At 55.4% G+C, this 17,603-nt stretch carries 14 protein-coding genes; 6 read left to right on the forward strand and 8 right to left on the reverse strand.

Annotated elements, in window-relative coordinates; all coding sequences use genetic code 11:
• Nucleotides 1–32 precede the first annotated feature (32 nt).
• Together patD and ygjG are read left to right on the forward strand one after the other, a co-directional pair.
• Nucleotides 33–1,457 (forward strand): aminobutyraldehyde dehydrogenase, encoded by a 1,425-nt coding sequence (gene patD, locus KKH3_RS06335; protein ID WP_039357090.1) that lies wholly within the window; start codon nt 33–35, stop codon nt 1,455–1,457.
• A 328-nt stretch (nt 1,458–1,785) separates the two neighbouring features.
• Nucleotides 1,786–3,192: a putrescine aminotransferase gene (ygjG, locus tag KKH3_RS06340; RefSeq protein WP_234991497.1), complete on the forward strand. Its 1,407-nt coding sequence runs from the start codon at nt 1,786–1,788 to the stop codon at nt 3,190–3,192.
• A gap of 96 nt (nt 3,193–3,288) precedes the next feature.
• Here ygjG and KKH3_RS06345 read toward each other — a convergent pair whose 3' ends face one another.
• Complete coding sequence (locus tag KKH3_RS06345; RefSeq protein WP_039357095.1) at nt 3,289–4,275, reverse strand: class I SAM-dependent methyltransferase; 987 nt, start codon at nt 4,273–4,275, stop codon at nt 3,289–3,291.
• A gap of 66 nt (nt 4,276–4,341) precedes the next feature.
• Between KKH3_RS06345 and KKH3_RS06350 the strand changes: the two genes are divergently transcribed.
• The 4 genes from KKH3_RS06350 (at nt 4,342) to KKH3_RS06365 (ending at nt 9,192) form a co-directional block, all read left to right on the forward strand.
• Nucleotides 4,342–5,331 carry an AraC family transcriptional regulator gene (locus KKH3_RS06350; protein WP_181939648.1) on the forward strand — a complete coding sequence of 330 codons (990 nt, stop codon included), beginning with the start codon at nt 4,342–4,344 and terminating at the stop codon, nt 5,329–5,331.
• A 283-nt stretch (nt 5,332–5,614) separates the two neighbouring features.
• Nucleotides 5,615–7,117 carry a glycine betaine/L-proline transporter ProP gene (gene proP, locus KKH3_RS06355; protein ID WP_039357101.1) on the forward strand — a complete coding sequence of 501 codons (1,503 nt, stop codon included), beginning with the start codon at nt 5,615–5,617 and terminating at the stop codon, nt 7,115–7,117.
• Between the two features lie 168 nt (nt 7,118–7,285).
• Nucleotides 7,286–7,723, forward strand: coding sequence for an IS200/IS605 family transposase (gene tnpA, locus KKH3_RS06360; RefSeq protein WP_039281630.1), 438 nt, complete (start codon nt 7,286–7,288; stop codon nt 7,721–7,723).
• Between the two features lie 149 nt (nt 7,724–7,872).
• A complete protein-coding gene (locus KKH3_RS06365; RefSeq protein WP_039357104.1) occupies nt 7,873–9,192 on the forward strand; it encodes a hypothetical protein in 1,320 nt (439 codons plus the stop codon).
• Between the two features lie 69 nt (nt 9,193–9,261).
• Here KKH3_RS06365 and KKH3_RS06370 read toward each other — a convergent pair whose 3' ends face one another.
• The 7 genes from KKH3_RS06370 to KKH3_RS06400 all read right to left on the reverse strand — a co-directional run bounded on the left by KKH3_RS06370 (nt 9,262) and on the right by KKH3_RS06400 (nt 17,544).
• On the reverse strand, nt 9,262–9,501 hold the full coding sequence (locus tag KKH3_RS06370) for a hypothetical protein (protein ID WP_039357106.1): 240 nt from the start codon (nt 9,499–9,501) through the stop codon (nt 9,262–9,264).
• 107 nt (nt 9,502–9,608) lie between these two features.
• A complete protein-coding gene (locus KKH3_RS06375) occupies nt 9,609–11,069 on the reverse strand; it encodes an AMP nucleosidase (RefSeq protein WP_039357109.1) in 1,461 nt (486 codons plus the stop codon).
• Between the two features lie 131 nt (nt 11,070–11,200).
• The gene (locus KKH3_RS06380) at nt 11,201–12,979 is read right to left on the reverse strand and encodes an ABC transporter permease subunit (RefSeq protein WP_039357114.1); all 1,779 of its coding nucleotides are present in this window, start codon (nt 12,977–12,979) and stop codon (nt 11,201–11,203) included.
• 37 nt (nt 12,980–13,016) lie between these two features.
• On the reverse strand, nt 13,017–14,528 hold the full coding sequence (locus tag KKH3_RS06385; RefSeq protein WP_039357118.1) for an ABC transporter substrate-binding protein: 1,512 nt from the start codon (nt 14,526–14,528) through the stop codon (nt 13,017–13,019).
• Between the two features lie 10 nt (nt 14,529–14,538).
• The gene (locus KKH3_RS06390; RefSeq protein ID WP_039357121.1) at nt 14,539–15,786 is read right to left on the reverse strand and encodes an MDR family MFS transporter; all 1,248 of its coding nucleotides are present in this window, start codon (nt 15,784–15,786) and stop codon (nt 14,539–14,541) included.
• A gap of 85 nt (nt 15,787–15,871) precedes the next feature.
• Complete coding sequence (locus KKH3_RS06395; protein WP_039357124.1) at nt 15,872–16,708, reverse strand: ABC transporter ATP-binding protein; 837 nt, start codon at nt 16,706–16,708, stop codon at nt 15,872–15,874.
• Nucleotides 16,705–17,544, reverse strand: a complete 840-nt coding sequence (locus tag KKH3_RS06400; RefSeq protein WP_181939649.1) for an ATP-binding cassette domain-containing protein — start codon at nt 17,542–17,544, stop codon at nt 16,705–16,707. Before KKH3_RS06400 ends, KKH3_RS06395 begins: the two co-directional genes overlap by 4 nt.
• Nucleotides 17,545–17,603: the final 59 nt, after the last annotated feature.

A 17,603-nucleotide genomic window follows, 5' to 3' on the forward strand; every position in this document is an offset into this window, starting at 1 on the left:
ACAAGACGGTTTTCTCTCTGTAAGGAAAATGTATGCATGACAAATTACTGATAGAAGGCAAGCTGGTCGCGGGGAAAGGCGAGGCGTTGGCGGTATTCAATCCAGCCACGGGAGAGCAAATTGCCGCCATTGCGCAGGCCGATTTGCACCAGATTGATGCAGCCGTTCTGGCCGCAGAGTCTGCTTTTGCACACTGGGGCCAGACCACACCGAAAACGCGTGCGACGCTGCTGCTACAGATTGCCGATGCCATCGAGGAAAACGCCGAGACCTTTGCCGAGCTTGAATCGCTGAACTGCGGTAAGCCCTACCATGCGGCGCTGAATGATGAAGTGCCTGCGGTCGCCGATGTGTTTCGCTTCTTTGCTGGTGCGGCACGCTGCCTGAGCGGTTCGGCGGCGGGAGAGTATCTCGAAGGACACACCTCCATGATCCGGCGAGATCCGGTTGGCGTGGTGGCATCCATCGCACCGTGGAATTATCCATTGATGATGGCGTCGTGGAAGCTGGCACCCGCGTTGGCGGCAGGAAACTGCGTGGTGCTGAAGCCGGCGGAGCAAACCCCGTTGACCACGTTCTATCTGGCGCATCTGCTGGCGGAGATCCTGCCGGCGGGCGTCGTGAATATTGTGTTTGGGCGCGGGGCGGATATCGGCGATGCGCTAACGGGGCATGAGAAAGTCAACATGGTGTCGTTGACCGGTTCGATTGCGACCGGGGCGCATATTCTGTCGCATACCGCCGCGAGCGTAAAACGCACGCATATGGAGCTGGGCGGCAAAGCGCCGGTCATTGTCTTCGACGATGCTGATATCGATCAGGTGGTTGATGGTATTCGTAGTTTCGGTTTTTACAATGCGGGGCAGGATTGTACCGCGGCCTGCCGGCTGTATGTGCAGCGTGCGATCTACGATGAGGTTGTCGAAGCATTAGGAAAAGCCGTGGCGACATTGAAAATGGGCGACCCACACGATGAAACCACCGAACTGGGCCCGTTGATTACCGAACCACAGTTGGAACGCGTGATTGGCTTTGTCGAACGCGCCAAAGCGCTGCCGCACATTACGGTGGTGACCGGTGGCGAGCGGGTGAAAGGACAGGGATTCTACTTCCAGCCTACGGTGTTGGCGGGGGCGAAACAGGAGGACGAAATCGTACAGAAAGAGGTGTTTGGCCCGGTGATATCCATTACGCCGTTCGACGATGAAGCGCAGGTGATTGGTTGGGCGAATGCCTCACATTACGGACTGGCTTCGTCGGTCTGGACGCGCGATATCGGGCGGGCGCACCGTCTGGCCGCATGCCTTCAGTACGGCTGTACCTGGGTGAATACCCACTTTATGCTGGTGAGTGAAATGCCACACGGTGGTCAGAAGTTGTCTGGTTACGGCAAGGATATGTCGATGTACGGTCTGGAAGATTACACTATCGTGCGGCATATCATGATCCGGCACTGAGGAGCTTTTGTCTGCCGCAGGGTTCTACTCGTTCTGTTAGAGAACGTGGATAATTAGATAGCGCGTTTATCCAGCCTCAGCGTGCACCAAAAAAGGGCGCGCTGGACAAAAGCAGGGCATCGGAAGATGTCCTGCTTGCCTTCACACTGGCACTCACCCTATCAATTGGTTATTAATTTCAAATATTCGTATTTGGTTCAAATCATCTGCTGAATTTTTGGTTTAGATCGCGTTTTTGTATTTTATTCTGATTTGGGGCGGGCGACTGGCGTGTTATGTGCATTAATTAAAGTGGCATCGCGTGATGTCCGTTTTCAAGGAGCGCATTTTGTCCAGATCAAACGCCCACCTTAACCCGCTAGAGTGTACTCAGCAGGCACTGCATTGGATTCATAGTGACGCGCTATCCCACGATGACATGGCGGCACTGAACCAAGAAGTTTTGAATTGTTTTCGCGAATACGTCAACCCGGGTTTTCTGGAGTACCGAAAATCTGTCACTACCGGCGGTGATTACGGCGCAGTCGAATGGCGCGCCAGCGGCCCGAATACGCTGATTAATACCCAAGGGAATGAATATCTGGACTGCCTCGGCGGTTACGGCATTTTTAACGTTGGGCATCGTAATCCTAACGTGATTGCTGCCGTTGAGCGCCAGCTCGCCAGACAACCGCTGCACAGCCAGGAACTGCTCGACCCTCTACGAGGGCTGTTGGCGAAAACGCTGGCGGCGCTGACGCCGGGCAAGCTGAAATACAGCTTCTTTTGCAATAGTGGAACGGAATCGGTTGAGGCAGCGTTAAAGCTGGCGAAGGCCTACCAGTCACCGCGCGGTAAATATACCTTTATCGCCGCGACAGGTGCATTCCACGGGAAATCGCTGGGCGCGCTTTCCGCCACCGCCAAACCCGCGTTTCGCCGTCCTTTTATGCCGCTGTTACCGGGCTTCCATCATGTTGCTTTTGGCGACATCAACGCCATGCGCAAGCAGGTTCAGCAATGCCAGAAGACTGGCGATGACGTGGCTGCCATCATCCTTGAACCTATTCAGGGGGAAGGTGGCGTGATAGTGCCACCAGAAAATTACTTGCCTGCGGTCAGAGCATTATGCGATGAGGTTGGGGCATTGCTGATTCTGGATGAGGTACAAACCGGCATGGGGCGAACGGGCAAGATGTTCGCCTGTGAGCATTATGGCGTCCAGCCCGACATTCTGTGTCTGGCGAAGGCGCTCGGTGGCGGTGTGATGCCGATTGGCGCCACGGTGGCGACGGAAGAAGTCTTCTCCGTACTGTTTGAAAACCCGTTCCTGCATACGACCACGTTTGGCGGCAACCCGCTGGCCTGCGCGGCGGCGCTGGCGACCGTCAATGAGCTGCTGACCAGGAATCTGCCGGAACAGGCGGCAATACAAGGGGCATTTTTGTTGCAGGGTTTACAGCAGTTGGCAGCCGACTATCCTCAATTGATTGTCGAAGCACGAGGAATGGGGCTGTTGCAAGCTATCGAGTTCAGGAAAAATGAGATCGGGTATGCCTTCGCGAAAGAGCTGTTTCAACGAAATGTTCTGGTGGCGGGCACCTTGAATAATGCTAAATCGGTCAGGATTGAGCCACCGCTTACCATCACGCGCGAGCAATGTGCTCGGGTATTGAAAGAAGCGAAGGAAGTGCTCAAGAAACTCAATGGCACTATGCCTGACGAAAATAAAATGAAGGAATATGCGGTAGAGTGAAAAACGAGACCGAAACACGCAGCACCCCATTATGTTCACTCCGAAAGCCAGTCAGCCACAATTGACTGGCTTTTTTTATCCGATTTTCAATACGGCTTAATGACCTTTGCGGGCGATCAGCACATTCAGCGGTGCCATAGGGAAGGCTTGATGACGATGAGTTTCGACCGAGGTAAAGCCCGCAGCCAGCAACCACTGCGTCAGTTGGCCTTCACGCGTGACGTGGCGTCCACTCATTTGCATCGGCAGATAAAACGGCAGAACCGGTGCGGCATCCTCCGGCGTTTCGGCAATTTCAGCCTGTGCCAGAATCAGCGTGCCCTCAGATGTCAGCGTATCGTGGAGCGTGCTCAGCATGGCGGGAATGTCTTCAACAAAATGCAGGAAAGAAGAGCTCCAAATCAGATCGTATTTTTGGCTGGGAAATGCGCCGCTTTGCGCCGACAGGCGTGCGGATAATCCGGCATCGTCGATATTGCGCTGCGCCACGGCGGCGGTCTGCGGCAGGTCATACACCGTGCCAGAGATCTGAGCGTGACGCTGCGCCAGTGTAATCGCCACCCAACCGGGGCCACCGCCCAGATCGAGAACGTGCCTGATTTGCGGAAAATCCAGCAGGCTGGAGATAAACTGCTCGGCACGGTCGGCTGTTATCGATCGCTGTTCCTGTGCGATTTGCTGTTCTGCGGCGTTGGCCCACGCCGCATCGCGCGGCAACTCGCTCAATTGTGTCGGCAAAGGCTGGCGCATACCGTTAGCGAGTCCCTGACCAAACTGGCGCAGGCTGGTCAGGCGAAAACGCCACGCATCGCCCAGGAAATGTGCGCTATTTTTACAGAGTACGGCGGCGCAGGCCGGAGCAGTGCGATAGCCGTCATGATGGCGCGTTAAGAGCTGCATACTCCACAGAATCTCAAGCAGAAATCCGGTTTTCTCCGGCTGCCAATCCAGCGCTTCCGCCAGCTGTTCCGGTGTGGTGACCTCTTCCAGCCGATCGAAAATCTGCTGTTCCAGCGCCAGATGTAAAGCGTCAGCCTTTACGCTGCTGGCGGCAAGCTGCCATAACGTCTCTAATGGATTCATAAACGGTTTTTCTCATTGATGGTCAGTCGATAGGGAATATGCTATCTATAAATGAGAATGGTTATTATGTTCATTGTTATGCGAGGCGGCGTTTTTCATATGCGAAACGGCGGGGGAAAGAGGGTGCAAAGACAGCAGCAGGGGCGAGAGGGATTGTCATCTGGCGATCAATGCCGTATAGGGGAGGTTCGTTCTGATTCGCGTCGAACACTGCCGGGCGAAATCGGTGAATGCTGGTCGGATTTTAGCCATATCGACACGGATCTGTCGCTGGCGCGGTCGCAATATCGCCCGCATCGCGCGCTGGTGGAGGAAACCCACAACCCTCATTCACAGCCGATGCTGGTGATGACGTTTGCGTTGGCTGGGGAATCGGCCTATTACGATAGTAGTGGTTCACAGATCTGGTTTCGTCAACAGCATGTCACCATCACGACGTTTGGTACCAGCGTGGGTGAACGCCATTATCAGGCTCAACAGCAGGTCGATCAGCTACGGCTGCTGGTGGGCAAAACGGCGGCGACTCGCTATTTTGGCGCGAACTGTGCAGAGCAGCTATTCAGTGACGATGGGGTAGAGCAGCGCGCGTTTACGCCCCTATCTGCGGCCAGTCAGGTTCATGTCAATGCGCTGTGCGCTGACGCCGATCCGTTGAATCGCCATATCCATGCTTTAAGCCTGTTGTCACAGTATCGACATCTTCTGCAACCGAAGAGCGAACGCGGCGGTATCCATCCGCAGGAACGGCAACAGTTGGAACAAGTATGCCGGTGGATGCGTGAACATTTGGCTGAACCGCTGACGCTAGCCTGTATTGCTGCGCAGGCTGGAATGAGTGAATCCAGACTCAAACTCGGGTTTTACCGCTGTTTTACGACCACGCCGGGTCAAATGCTATTGCGGATGCGGATGGAACGAGCGCACCAGCTATTGGAACAGGGGTTTCAGGTGGCTCAGACCGCCTGGCAAGTTGGCTATCGGCATCCGGCTAATTTTAGCCTGGCATTTACGCGTTATTTTAAACGTAACCCGAAAATGATTACTTCGCGTAAGTAAAATATTTCATTGAAGACAATATGAACGTTTTGTCATAACCCTTTACGATTATTTTCCTTTCATTATATTTCAGTGCGTTATTTAGGCATACAGCGGCATGCTCGGACGTGAAACCTAGCCTTTGTGTAAATTCTTCTATACTCCATTCAGTAGTATCAACGTGTAATGACTATTGCGGCCAACAACCTGTTCATTTTTTAGTGTGCAGTCGGGTGGTTCCCTGTGCATGAAATAGGCAGTTTTATTTTTATAAATGGTCGCTTTTTAAGCAAAGGAAGAAAGGATGAGATTAAAAAAGAAAAAAATTGAACCGATGAAAATTCAGGACATAACCATTATCGATAATGCCAGACTCAAGAAAGCCATTACCGCTGCCGCATTGGGTAATGCCATGGAATGGTTTGATTTTGGCGTATATGGTTTTGTGGCGTATGCGCTCGGGCAGGTCTTTTTCCCCGGCGCCGATCCGGGGGTGCAAATGATTGCCGCGCTGGCAACGTTCTCGGTTCCCTTTTTGGTTCGGCCATTAGGCGGGATATTTTTTGGTGCGATGGGGGATAAATTTGGTCGCCAGAAAGTCTTGTCGATCACCATTATTATCATGTCGGTAAGCACATTCTGTATCGGCCTGATTCCTTCCTATGAATCGATCGGTATTTGGGCACCGATATTATTGCTGCTGGCTAAATTGGCACAGGGATTCTCCGTCGGGGGGGAATATACCGGTGCGGCTGTTTTCGTTGCCGAATATTCCCCGGACAGGCGACGTGGCTTTTTAGGTAGCTGGCTGGATTTCGGGTCTATCGCTGGGTTTGTCATGGGGGCTGGCGTCGTGGTGCTGATTTCCTCCATCGTAGGGGAAGACAGTTTTCTGGACTGGGGATGGCGTATTCCGTTCTTTATTGCCGCGCCGCTTGGGTTAATCGGTATTTATCTGCGCCATGCGCTGGAGGAAACACCGACGTTCCAACAGCATGTTGACAATATCGATAAAGAATCGAAAGACAGCATTCAATCCCCGCCGAAGATTTCCCTGCGTGAGATCGTGACCAAGCAATGGAGAGGGTTACTGGTTTGTATCGGAATGGTGATTACCACCAATGTGACCTATTACATGCTGCTGACCTATATGCCGAGTTACCTCTCACACAGCCTGAATTACTCTGAAGATCATGGGGTGATGATTATCATCGCCGTCATGATCGGGATGCTGTTTGTGCAGCCAGTGATGGGGCTGATGAGCGATCGCTATGGGCGTAAACCGTTTATTATTTGCGGCAGCATCGGGTTACTGCTGCTGTCAGTTCCCAGCTTCATTTTGATCAACAGCGATGTGATTGGGCTGATTTTCTGCGGGTTATTGATGCTGGCTGTATTGCTGAATTCCTTCACGGGGGTGATGGCGTCGACGCTTCCTGCACTGTTCCCTACGCATATTCGTTATAGCGCGCTGGCGACGTCATTTAATGTTTCCGTGCTGGTCGCGGGCTTTACGCCGACGGCAGCGGCCTGGCTGGTGGAGTCTAGCGGTAATTTGTATATGCCCGCGTACTATTTGATGGTGATTGGGTTGATCGGCCTGATTACCGGGATGTCGATGCGAGAAACCGCTAACAAGCCACTGAAAGGTGCCACGCCTGCGGCGTCGGATCGGACGGAAGCCAAAGAGCTGTTGCAGGAACAGTACGACAATATTGAGCAGAAAATAGAAGATATTGATGAGCAAATTGCCGAACTGGAGAAGAAAAGAAAACGGCTGTCCGAACAGCATCCTGAAATTAATTAGCCTCAATTTTACTGTCTTCAGCAAGCGCCACAGATGTGGCGCTTTCATTGTCAGCCTTAAACCACCTCCTCGGGAGGTGGTGATTGTCCCTGTGAGGCTATAGCCTGAAGGAAGCCCATGCCAGAAAATTCCAGCTTACTCACCACAAGTAAGAAGGAAATCACTGACATGAGCAGTTATAGAAGTTCAGCACATGTGTTTTGGCGTTGCAAATACCACTTGGTTTGGACCCCAAAATATCGCTACAAGATTTTAACGGGCACAGTAGGGAAAGAGCTTTACCGTTCGATTTACATACTTTGCAATATGAAAGATTGCGAGATATTGGAACTAAATGTTCAACCAGACCATGTTCATCTTGTCGTGATGGTTCCACCGAAACTCTCAATTTCAACGCTAATGGGCGTCCTGAAAGGGCGCACGGCAATTCGTCTCTACAATAAATTCCCGCATATAAGAAAGAAACTGTGGGGCAATCACTTTTGGGCTAGAGGATACTTTGCGGACACGGTGGGAGTGAACGAAGAAATTATCAGACGTTACGTGAGGCATCAGGATAAGAAAGACCAAGAATACGAACAGCAAATGGAGTTATTGCAGGATTAAAACGGACAAGGCCCCCTTCTAGGGGGCCCCACTTAAAGCCACCTCTTCAAGAGGTGGATTTTACTATCTCCCTTCCTGTACGATTCTGGCATTCTCAATTGTTATGTTATAACATAACTTAAAATCACAATGACATCACGGAGAGAAAGATGCAGAAAACGACAATCGCAGCGACTCTGGCGCTGTTGGTGGGGGCGGGGAGTACAAGTGTTCAGGCGCACGATCATGAGGTATTGCGCGGACGGTTAATCTTTTCCGATCACCAGAAACCGACGCTCAGCGTGCTGGATCTGGATACCTTCAAGGTTACGCATACCTTTGACGTAGGTCGGGCGAATGCGTCGCTGGTGCCTACCGAGGATGGTCGATTCACAATCGTCAACCTTTACGATAACGCTGGTACGATTACTTTTCTTGATACTGGCCTGACCTATGAATCGCACGATGATCATCTGGACGTGCATAAAGGTGAGCCACGTCTTCTGCCGCTGCGGGTGACGGGAGACAAACCTTCGCATATTACCTCGGAAAATGGCTGGGTGGCCTGGTCGTACGATGGGTTACGCCCGTGGGATGGCCCCAGCAAACCAGAATCGGTCATGATCCGCTTGTCGGATCTGGATAGCGCGAATCCCGTGGTGGAGAAGCGTAAAAGCCCGGCACCGCAGCACGGCATCACTGCACCGTTGGGGAATAATCAGTGGCTGATTTCTGTGCCGAAAGCGACTTATGCCAAAGGGGATGATAAAACGGTGACGTCGCGCCCTAATGGTTTTGTCGTCTATCAACAGGACAAGAACTGGAAAGCGATAGCAGACTTTAATCAGGAGCAGGATCCACAGCGTTCTTGTAAAGAGTTTCACGGGCACAGTGCGCTAAATCACGTCCACGTTTTTGGCTGTAACGCGACATTGTCGAATGGCGATGTGAAAAGTGACGGCGGTGTTTTGATCGTAAAACAGCAGAGTGAGAAATGGGTATCACACAAGCTGGCTTATCCTGACGATCGCCGTACCAGTACGCTGAAATCTGGCCTGCAAGGCACTTATGTGATTGGTAATTACGGTGGGCTGGGCGGGCAGCCGTTTAATGCACTCATTCGCATCGATCCTCAGGCTAAAAAACTCACGGCACAGGATGTGTTCTCTATCCCAGACGCTCAGGCCGTGTGCAAATTTGAAGTCTCTGCTGATGGCAAGCGGGTCGCCAACCTGACGCCGGATGGCAAACTGAGGTTGTATGACGTTGCACCAGACTGGAAGCAAATCGCCAGCTTTGATGCGGTTGAGGCGTTTGACTGCGCTTACGGTGCGAAAACGCCAACGCCGTCGCTCGCTATTGTCGGTGGCAGCGTGTACGTCAGCGATCCGGTGAACCAGCGCATTCGTGAATTTTATCTGAACAGCGCGAAGCAGGGACTGGATATTAAGATTGATGGTGCGCCTACCGAACTGGCAGGCAAGCGCTAAAGCATCGATTGGAACAGAAGCAGTACGTGGGCAGGGATGCCCACATTCTCTCTACTTACGAGGCTGCGCTTAGCGACCAATAAGCCGCAACTGGGTGCAAAATGGGCAACCGCAGCCGTTAACGGAGGTGGCATCACACTGTCCGGGGTGAATCGTTTCCAGCCCCATTGGCGTAAAGCCAGAAAAGGTGCGCTTAGCCTCACCGATATTGCGTAATCCAGAATCATCGGACTGGGCTATTTTCGCCTGAAACGCAGAGGCTTGCGTCGCGACGAGGGAAAGAAACAGAATTGACAGACCTTTTTTCATCGGGCTTATCCGCTATGGAATTTGTTCTGTTATAACATAACGTATTGGGTCGCACCAGAGCAGCCGACTGCCCGAATCGCGTCGGCTGTCTGAACAACGTCGTTCAATTAGCGGAATGGCGGCTCGTTAAAGGTGCGCAGCTTACGCGAGTGCAGCTTGTCGCTTTCCGCCCGCAGCAGATCGATAGCGCAGATGCCAATCTGCAAATGCTCCGAAATCGCCCCTTCATAGAAACGGTTTGCCTGTCCCGGTAGCTTGATTTCACCGTGCAACGGCTTATCCGAGACGCACAGCAGCGTGCCGTAAGGTACGCGAAAGCGATACCCCTGTGCGGCAATCGTCGCACTTTCCATATCCACTGCCACGGCGCGACTGAGGTTAAATCGTAGGGCGGAGGCCGCATAGCGTAGCTCCCAGTTGCGGTCATCGGTGGTCACAACCGTGCCGGTACGCAGGCGCTGTTTAACCTCTTCCCCCGGCATACCGCTGACCATCTTGGTGGCGTCGTACAGCGCGCGCTGCACCTCGGCGATACTGGGAATCGGGATATCCGGCGGCAGCACGGCGTCGAGTACATGATCGTCACGCAGGTAAGCGTGCGCCAGCACATAATCGCCGATGGACTGGCTTTCGCGCAGGCCACCGCAGTGGCCGATCATCAGCCAGGCGTGCGGACGCATCACCGCGAGGTGATCGCAGATGGTTTTAGCGTTGGATGGCCCGACGCCGATATTGACCATCGTAATCCCTTTGCCTTGACGGGGAATCAAATGATAGGCAGGCATCTGGTGGTTCTTCCAGGCCAGATCGGACACCGTCTGTTCAGGGTTAGGCGTGTCAGCGGTGATGTAGATCCCCCCCGCGCAGGACAGCGCCTCATACGGGCTGTCGGGATCGGCAATCTGCGCACAGGCCCAGCGCACAAACTCATCGACATAGCGGGTGTAGTTGGTGAAGAGAATGAACGGCTGAATATGTTCTACCGGTGTGCCGGTATAGTGGCGCAGTCGCGCCAGCGAGAAATCGGTACGTAGCGCGTCGAAGTGCGACAGCGGCGATGTCGTGGTGGCGTGAAACAGCCCATCTGCCGTCTCGTCCCCAATTTGCGACAATTCCGTCGTGGGGAAATGCTTGGCGATGCCCGCGCTCATGGAACGATCAAGAATCAGGTCGGAACCGTCGAGCACGTAGGGGAACGGAATTTCCTGCTGTGATGGGCCGACTTCGATGATGACATGATAATCCCCCTCCAGCAGCGCCAACTGTTCCGCCAGATAAGCCCGCAAAAATGCCGGACGGGTAACGGTAGTGGAGTAACTGCCGGGATGCGTAAAACGCCCATAAGCGCGATGTCGGGGATGACCGGTCGAATTGCCACTCCAACTGACGCGGAGGGCCGGGTAGGCAAATAACCCTGCCGCGCGCGCGTTGGCGTCAGGCAGGGTGCCATTATTGATGAAGTCCCCGATGGCGTCACGCAGCGCTGAGACGGCATCATCATACAGCGCTTCCAGTTTATCCAGAGTCTGAGTGACGGTAAGGCTGACGTGGGATCCGCTGTTGTGCATATTCTCTCCTTTAATCACGCTCTGCTGTTAGCTCACAGCGTAACTGAAGATGCACAGCCCCGCCATCGTGAAATCGGGCAGGGCTGTGAACGTGGAGAGAGGCGAACGCTTAGGCGGTGTCTCTCGAGAGATTAGTGCTTGTGGCGACCGGAGAGGTTCGCTGCGCTCACGGCCAGTATCGACAGCACGCCGAGTGCGGCCGCCGGTGCCAGCACGCCCCAGAAGGCACGTTCGATATACGGCATGCCTTCAGCAAGAACCCGTCCCCATTCTGGCGTCGGCGGTGACGCGCCCAGACCTAAAAAGCCGAGCGATGCCAGCGCCAGCGCGATGCCTGGCAGTTTCAGCATGGCGTGACGGAAAAGCGGACCAATGAGCGCGGGCAGAATATAGAACAGACTGCGCCGTATCGGACCGACGCCGAGAATCGGCAGCATCCGAATATAAGGACGCGCATTGATTTCGGCGACCAGCGCTGCCGTGTGAGCCGCGAGTGGAGCCCAACTGACGGCAATGACGGCAATCGCCGCGCCCGTTGCCGTCGGACCATTGACCGCAGCAACCAGCAGCCCGGCAATCACTGGCGGCAGGGCGTTAGTCACTTCGATGGGGCCGCTAAACAGACGCGGGAACAGCCCAACCAGCAGCCCAATCGCCAGACAGGCCAGCGACACCGCCAGCGCCAGCAAGCAGGTATGTAGCGTGCCGTGTGCGACGCGCGCCAATAAATCGCGCCCCATCGCGTCCGCGCCAAAAGGCAGCAGTAACGACGGCGGTTGCAGGCGCAGAAAAGCGGAGGTATAGGGATCGCGCGGCAGGCCAGCCAGCAGCAGAAGCGCCAGCAGCAGTACGCAGATAATCGGCAGCCAGATAGCATGACGAGACGCGGGGCTACCGTGTTCTTCCGGCACCGGCATAGCGCCGCTCCGCAGTGCGCGTCCGAGAATCAGCAGTCGTACGCCGCTTGCTGCTATGCCAGCCAGCGAGGCGATGAGTAAGAGAATCAGCACGCCGACCTGCAAGGCGGGCAGATCCTGCGCGGCTGCCGCCCCCAGCGTTGCACGTCCCAGTCCGGGGATCGCGAACACTTTTTCGACGGCGATGGCACCGCCGGTTAACGAGACCAGCACCAGCCCGACCAGCGGCATCACGCTGGGCAACGTGCGTTTCAGCACTGCCAGTGCGATATGACGGCGACTTACGCCCGACACGCTCCAGGTGGTGAGCCAGTTTTCGCTGAAAGTGGCGGAGAGCGCGTCGGCAATAATCCGACCAAGGTAACCGCCTGCTGGAATACCGAGCGCCAGCGACGGCAATACCGCGTAGTGCAAGCCTAGCCAGCCATAGGGTGGGAACCACTGTAGCCAGACGGCACCGACGATCAGCAGAAATGACGCCAGCAGGAATTCGGGCAGTGCGGTAAACAAGGCGGCAAACAGGCCGCCTGAACGATGAACCTGACCGCGTAACCCTTGCCGAAAGGTCGGGGCGCACAGCACGGCAGCCAGCGTGAAGGCCACCAGCGCCGAAGACGCCATCAGCGTCAGTGAGACGCCCGCCGCCTGCAACATCCCCGGAAGGACCGGTCGACCAGAAACCCAGGAGTTACCCGCATCGCCGTGCAATAGGCCCGTCAGCCAGTTCAACAGCAACTGCAACGGGCCTTGATCCAGCCCAAGAGCGTGACGAATCGCGTTTAGCGTTTCTGCCGTCGCTTCCTGATCGCCGGAACGGGCGCGCAGCAGCGCCAGCGCCGGATCCTGACCGGATAGCCACGGCAACATGCCAATCAGCACCACGATGCCCGCCAGCGTCAGCAGCCGCGAAAACAGCGGGATCAGCACGCCATATCGCGGGCGTTGCGTCTGGTTGATGGTCGCACAGGTGCGGCAATACAGCGATTCGCTCATAAACTCGTCATCTTTCTGGTTGCGGGTGTGCTATCCGTTACTTGGCGCTGGTGGCAATATGCGTGGCGGCGTTAATCAGTGTGCGTTCACGCGGGTCGCGTAGGGCGTCTTTGACCTGTGCGCTTTCACCTTGAATCACGCGCTCATGCAGCATTGGGATCGCGGCATCGCTGGCAAGAATCAGGTTTTCTGCCTGCATGATGGCCTGACGACGTGCAACGCCCGCAGGAATCGCGGCCGCTTTTTGCAGCGCTTGATCGATCTCTGGGCGGCACAGCTGGGCGATATTGAACGACCCTTCACAGGCGAAGTCGCTGTACAGATAAGCCACCGGATCGCCGGAATCCAGTACGGTGGCGCGGGATAAAATAAAGGCATCGAACTTGCCTGCCAGTGCGTCGGACTCAATCTGCGCATACTCACGCACCACCTGTTTCACCGTAAATCCAGCGGCCGTGAGCTGCTGTGCCAGATAGACTGCGACTTCAGGCAGCTCGGCGCGATCGCTGAATGTTGCCAGCGTGATGGTGGCTCCCGCAGGTGTACCGGCTTTGACCGGATTCGCTACTGGCTGACGCAATTCCGCAGCCCACGGCAGCGCGGGACCTAACAGACCCTGCGCGATATCAGCACGCTTTTCATAGACGTTATCCACCAACTGTTGGCGATTGATCGCATCGCGTACGGCAGCGCGCATCGCGGGATCTTGCATCACGCCGTGACGCGTATTCAGATACAGTGTGTTGGTGCGTGGCATGGGGACTTCATGCACCAACGATTGATCCAGCAGCGGTGCCTGTGAAACCGGAATGGCTTCGACAATATCTGCTGTGCCGGTACGTAATGCAGCAGCGCGCGCCGCGCCGTCAGACACAAAACTGACGTCGATACCGCTGGCCTGTGCTTTATCACCCCAATAACCGTCGAATCTATCTAACACCGCGCTGCTGGTGCCGGTGACGGTACGCAGAACGAACGGGCCGCTTCCGGTGTTGATCGGATTGACGACGCCATTTTTACCGTATGCCGCGGTGGAGAGAATCGCCAATTGTGGGCTGGATAAACGCTGTGGCAGCAGTGGATCCGCTTTAGCGGTGGAGACAATGACGGCGTTATCGCCATCGGCTTTTACCGTTAACTGCACGCCGTCCAGAATGCGCGGTTTGGGGGCAGCCGTGGACGCCACGGTGAGCGCATTCACTACGGTGGCGGCGTTTAAGGTGGTGTTATCGTGAAAATGGACGTTTGGCCGCAGTTCAAAACGCCAGGATTGATCATCGATCTGTTGCCATTTTGTCGCCAGCGCAGGCTGGGCTTCGCCGAGTTTGTCGAGCACCACCAGCGTTTCTGCCGTGCTCCAGCGCGACAGCTTAAAGGCATCATCGCTCAGCGGCGTCAGGCCGGAGCGCGGTGGTTGAAGCATCGCCAGTTTGATTCGCCCGTCATGATGCGAGGTCTGATGTTCCTCCGGCTCATTGAAGCAGCCTGAAAGCAGCAGCGTGGCTGAGAGCAAGCCGGAAACGGGCCACAGGAGATTGCGCATATTCATCAGTCTGTCCTTATTCATTCACGGTTGAAGCGGATTTAAACGGGCGGCAGATGACCATCATGGCCAGCGAACTGCACAGCGGCACGGCGGCGAGCAGTACCCACGGAATGGCGGCCTGTGGCGATGGCGTCAGCGCGCGATCGAGCTGGCTGCCGAGTATAAAGTTGCCGACCAGTACCGCGATGCCACCCATCGACGCCAGCGCGCCATAGTGCGCACCCAGATTTTTGTTGTTGGCAAAGCGGGGGATGAGATCCATTCCAACGGGAACGATTAACATCTGGCCCAGCGTCAGCAGCGTAATTAATGAGATAGCCGGAAGCAGGCGCTGCCACCCGTCAGGCGGCGTGCTGGAAGCAAACAGGGCGACGCTAAAGAATGACGCGGCCAGCAGTGCGAAGCCCAGTGGCAGCATACGTGCCGCACCAATCCGGCGAGCAAAACGCGCCAGCGGAAGCTGTAATCCGATCACCAGCAGCGAAGCAAGAACAAACAGCGGGCCGAGATCTTTCTCGCTACTGCCGGAGCGATGCAGTTCAACCGGCAGTGCCAGATAGAGCTGGTTGTAGCTGAACAGGTAAGCGCTGTAGGCAATGATGAACGCGACAAAGCGGCGCTGGCGGAAGGTTTCCCACCACGGGGCAATGTGTAATTCGTTCTGATTGCGCTGCGTCGGCGGCAGGCTGAAAAACAGGACGATGAGCGCGATAACAAATACGCCTGCACCCGCGAGCGCCACGCGCTGGAATCCGAATCCGGCCAGCACCGAACCGAGCAACGGCCCCAGCACCGCGCCCAATTCGCCGCAAATGGCAAACAGGGCGAACCACTCGGAGCGGCTGCGTTTTCCCTCTTTTTCACTTTGCGTACCGGCCTGTGCCATGAGCGCTTCAATGGCGGGAGAGAACAGGGCACCGCCGACACCGGTCAGACAGGCACCGAGGATGATCGGCCATAGCGAGTCGCCTAACGCCAGCAGGAGATAGCCGCTGATACGCACGACACAGCCACACAGAATGATCACGCGTGCGCCGAATCGGTCAGCCAGCGCGCCGCCGACTAAAAACATGCCCTGTTGAGAAAAGGTGCGTAAGCCAATCACCAGCCCGATAGCCCAGCCCGAAAGCAGCATGTCGTCGCGCAGGAATATCGCCAGAAACGGCACGACGGCATAAAAGCCAATATTGAAAACAAGCTGGCTACCCAGAAGCAACGGGGGATAAGGCCGTGGTGCGCGGTTGGCGGTAAGGTCTGACATGTCATGATCCGTTATAAAAAGCCCGTTACGGGGGGAATGTGTTATTGATGCGATATTTTATTGTAAAAAGCGCGTTTTCAGCGAGCTAATAGCCTGACGTCGATAGCGCGGGGACGGCCTGCAACAGATGAGCGGTGTGCGCCTGCTGCGGTGAAGCCAGCACCTCTGTCGTGGGGCGATCTTCGATAATGCGTCCGCCGTCCATGACCAGCATTCTGTCGCACAGCCCGGCGAGCATGGAAATATCGTGCGAGACCATCAGCAAGCCCATTTTGTTTTGTTCGGTGACCTGCTGAAGCAAGGCTTTAATCTGTTCGCGCAGCGGTAAATCCAGACCGCTGACGGGTTCGTCCGCCAGTAAAAATTCGGGCCGAACAATCAATGCTCGTGCCAGCGCGACACGCTGTGCCTGCCCGCCGGAAAGCTGCCCGGCGACCTTGTCCAAAAGTGTGGCGCTCAGCCCTACCTGATCCATGACTTCGCTCAGGTGGGCAGAATAATGTCCATTAGCGTGACGGATCTCATCGGGGCGGAGTCGCTTCAGTGGTTCGATGAGGAGATCGGCGACGCGCTGACGCGGCGCGAGCGAGCCTGCCGGATCCTGCGGAATGTACTGAACGCGGCGGCGATACCAGAGCAGCGAACGCACCGAGCCGGGTTTAATCAGGTTGCCATCGCAGTACACCGCACCACTTTCTGGCGCTTCAAGCGCGAGCAGGGTTTTTAGCAGCGTGGATTTACCACAGCCGGAGGCACCGACCAGCCCGACGCGTTCATGCTGTTGCAGGTTTAGCGACAGGTCGTGAAAAATGGCACTGGCAGGATCGGTCTTTTGCCACGGCAAACGTGATGTCTGGCGATAGCGGCTGACGTGCTCAAGGCTTAAAAACGGTGAGGGAACCGCATGCAGGTGGTGGTTCATCCGGCAAGCGCTCCGGCAACAGAGGTGGGTAACACCGTGTCAGGAAAAAGATTGTCAGATAAAAGCGTGTCAGCACGACGTGCGGCAGCGACCAGACTACGGGTATAAGGCTGCTGTGGCGCATTCAGTAATTGCAGCATACTGCCGGATTCAACAATTTGACCGTTTTCCATCACCAGTCCACGCTGGCAGAGTTGGGCGGCAACGGCGATATCATGCGTAATAAACAGCAGAGCGGGAGCATCCGGTTGCGCGCTACGTTCCTGTAAGACCTGCAATACCTGTTGCTGGGTAATGACATCAAGCGCGGTTGTCGGTTCGTCTGCCACCAGCAGGCGCGTCTTGCCGAGTAGGGCGAGGGTAATACAAATGCGCTGGCGCTGTCCGCCGGATAGCTCGGCAGGATAGCGTTGCAGGAGATTGGGAATATCATCCAACTTCATGGCAGCCAGAAGTGCAGAAAGCTCAGCGGAAGAGGGGGCTTTCAACGCCAGAGACAGTTGTTTTCCCAACGGCATGAGGGGATTAAGCGCCGTTGCGGAATCCTGAAACACGGCAGAGACACGGCTGGTCTGCGGACGTGCCAGCGCTTTCAACTGGCTGACTTCTTCGTCATTCACCCGAATACTGCCGCTCATCTGGCAGCCCGGCGGCGGCGTGCCGATGATTGCTTTGGCGGTGAGGGATTTACCGGAACCGGATGCGCCGAGTAAACAGACACGTTCACCTGCGAACAGCGTAAAGCTGATATCGCTAACTTTGGTTTCACCACCAATAGACAGGCTCAGGTTCTCTATCTGAAGAATGGTGTCTGTGTGTCTGTTCCAGTTAATCATGGCTAACGTATGTATAAGGTCAGTGTAAATCGATATGTAATAACATAACAAATTACGAC

This window comes from Pectobacterium actinidiae (assembly GCF_000803315.1).
GTDB lineage: Bacteria > Pseudomonadota > Gammaproteobacteria > Enterobacterales > Enterobacteriaceae > Pectobacterium > Pectobacterium actinidiae.

Coding starts and splice junctions, on each gene's coding strand:
- KKH3_RS06350 (WP_181939648.1), top strand. CDS start 4,342: ATGTTCATTGTTATGCGAGGCGGCGTTTTTCATATGCGAAACGGCGGG.
- KKH3_RS06395 (WP_039357124.1), bottom strand. CDS start 16,708: ATGAACCACCACCTGCATGCGGTTCCCTCACCGTTTTTAAGCCTTGAG.
- KKH3_RS06375 (WP_039357109.1), bottom strand. CDS start 11,069: ATGCACAACAGCGGATCCCACGTCAGCCTTACCGTCACTCAGACTCTG.
- KKH3_RS06385 (WP_039357118.1), bottom strand. CDS start 14,528: ATGAATATGCGCAATCTCCTGTGGCCCGTTTCCGGCTTGCTCTCAGCC.
- KKH3_RS06345 (WP_039357095.1), bottom strand. CDS start 4,275: ATGAATCCATTAGAGACGTTATGGCAGCTTGCCGCCAGCAGCGTAAAG.
- KKH3_RS06400 (WP_181939649.1), bottom strand. CDS start 17,544: ATGATTAACTGGAACAGACACACAGACACCATTCTTCAGATAGAGAAC.
- KKH3_RS06390 (WP_039357121.1), bottom strand. CDS start 15,786: ATGTCAGACCTTACCGCCAACCGCGCACCACGGCCTTATCCCCCGTTG.
- proP (WP_039357101.1), top strand. CDS start 5,615: ATGAGATTAAAAAAGAAAAAAATTGAACCGATGAAAATTCAGGACATA.
- patD (WP_039357090.1), top strand. CDS start 33: ATGCATGACAAATTACTGATAGAAGGCAAGCTGGTCGCGGGGAAAGGC.
- KKH3_RS06380 (WP_039357114.1), bottom strand. CDS start 12,979: ATGAGCGAATCGCTGTATTGCCGCACCTGTGCGACCATCAACCAGACG.
- KKH3_RS06370 (WP_039357106.1), bottom strand. CDS start 9,501: ATGAAAAAAGGTCTGTCAATTCTGTTTCTTTCCCTCGTCGCGACGCAA.
- KKH3_RS06365 (WP_039357104.1), top strand. CDS start 7,873: ATGCAGAAAACGACAATCGCAGCGACTCTGGCGCTGTTGGTGGGGGCG.
- tnpA (WP_039281630.1), top strand. CDS start 7,286: ATGAGCAGTTATAGAAGTTCAGCACATGTGTTTTGGCGTTGCAAATAC.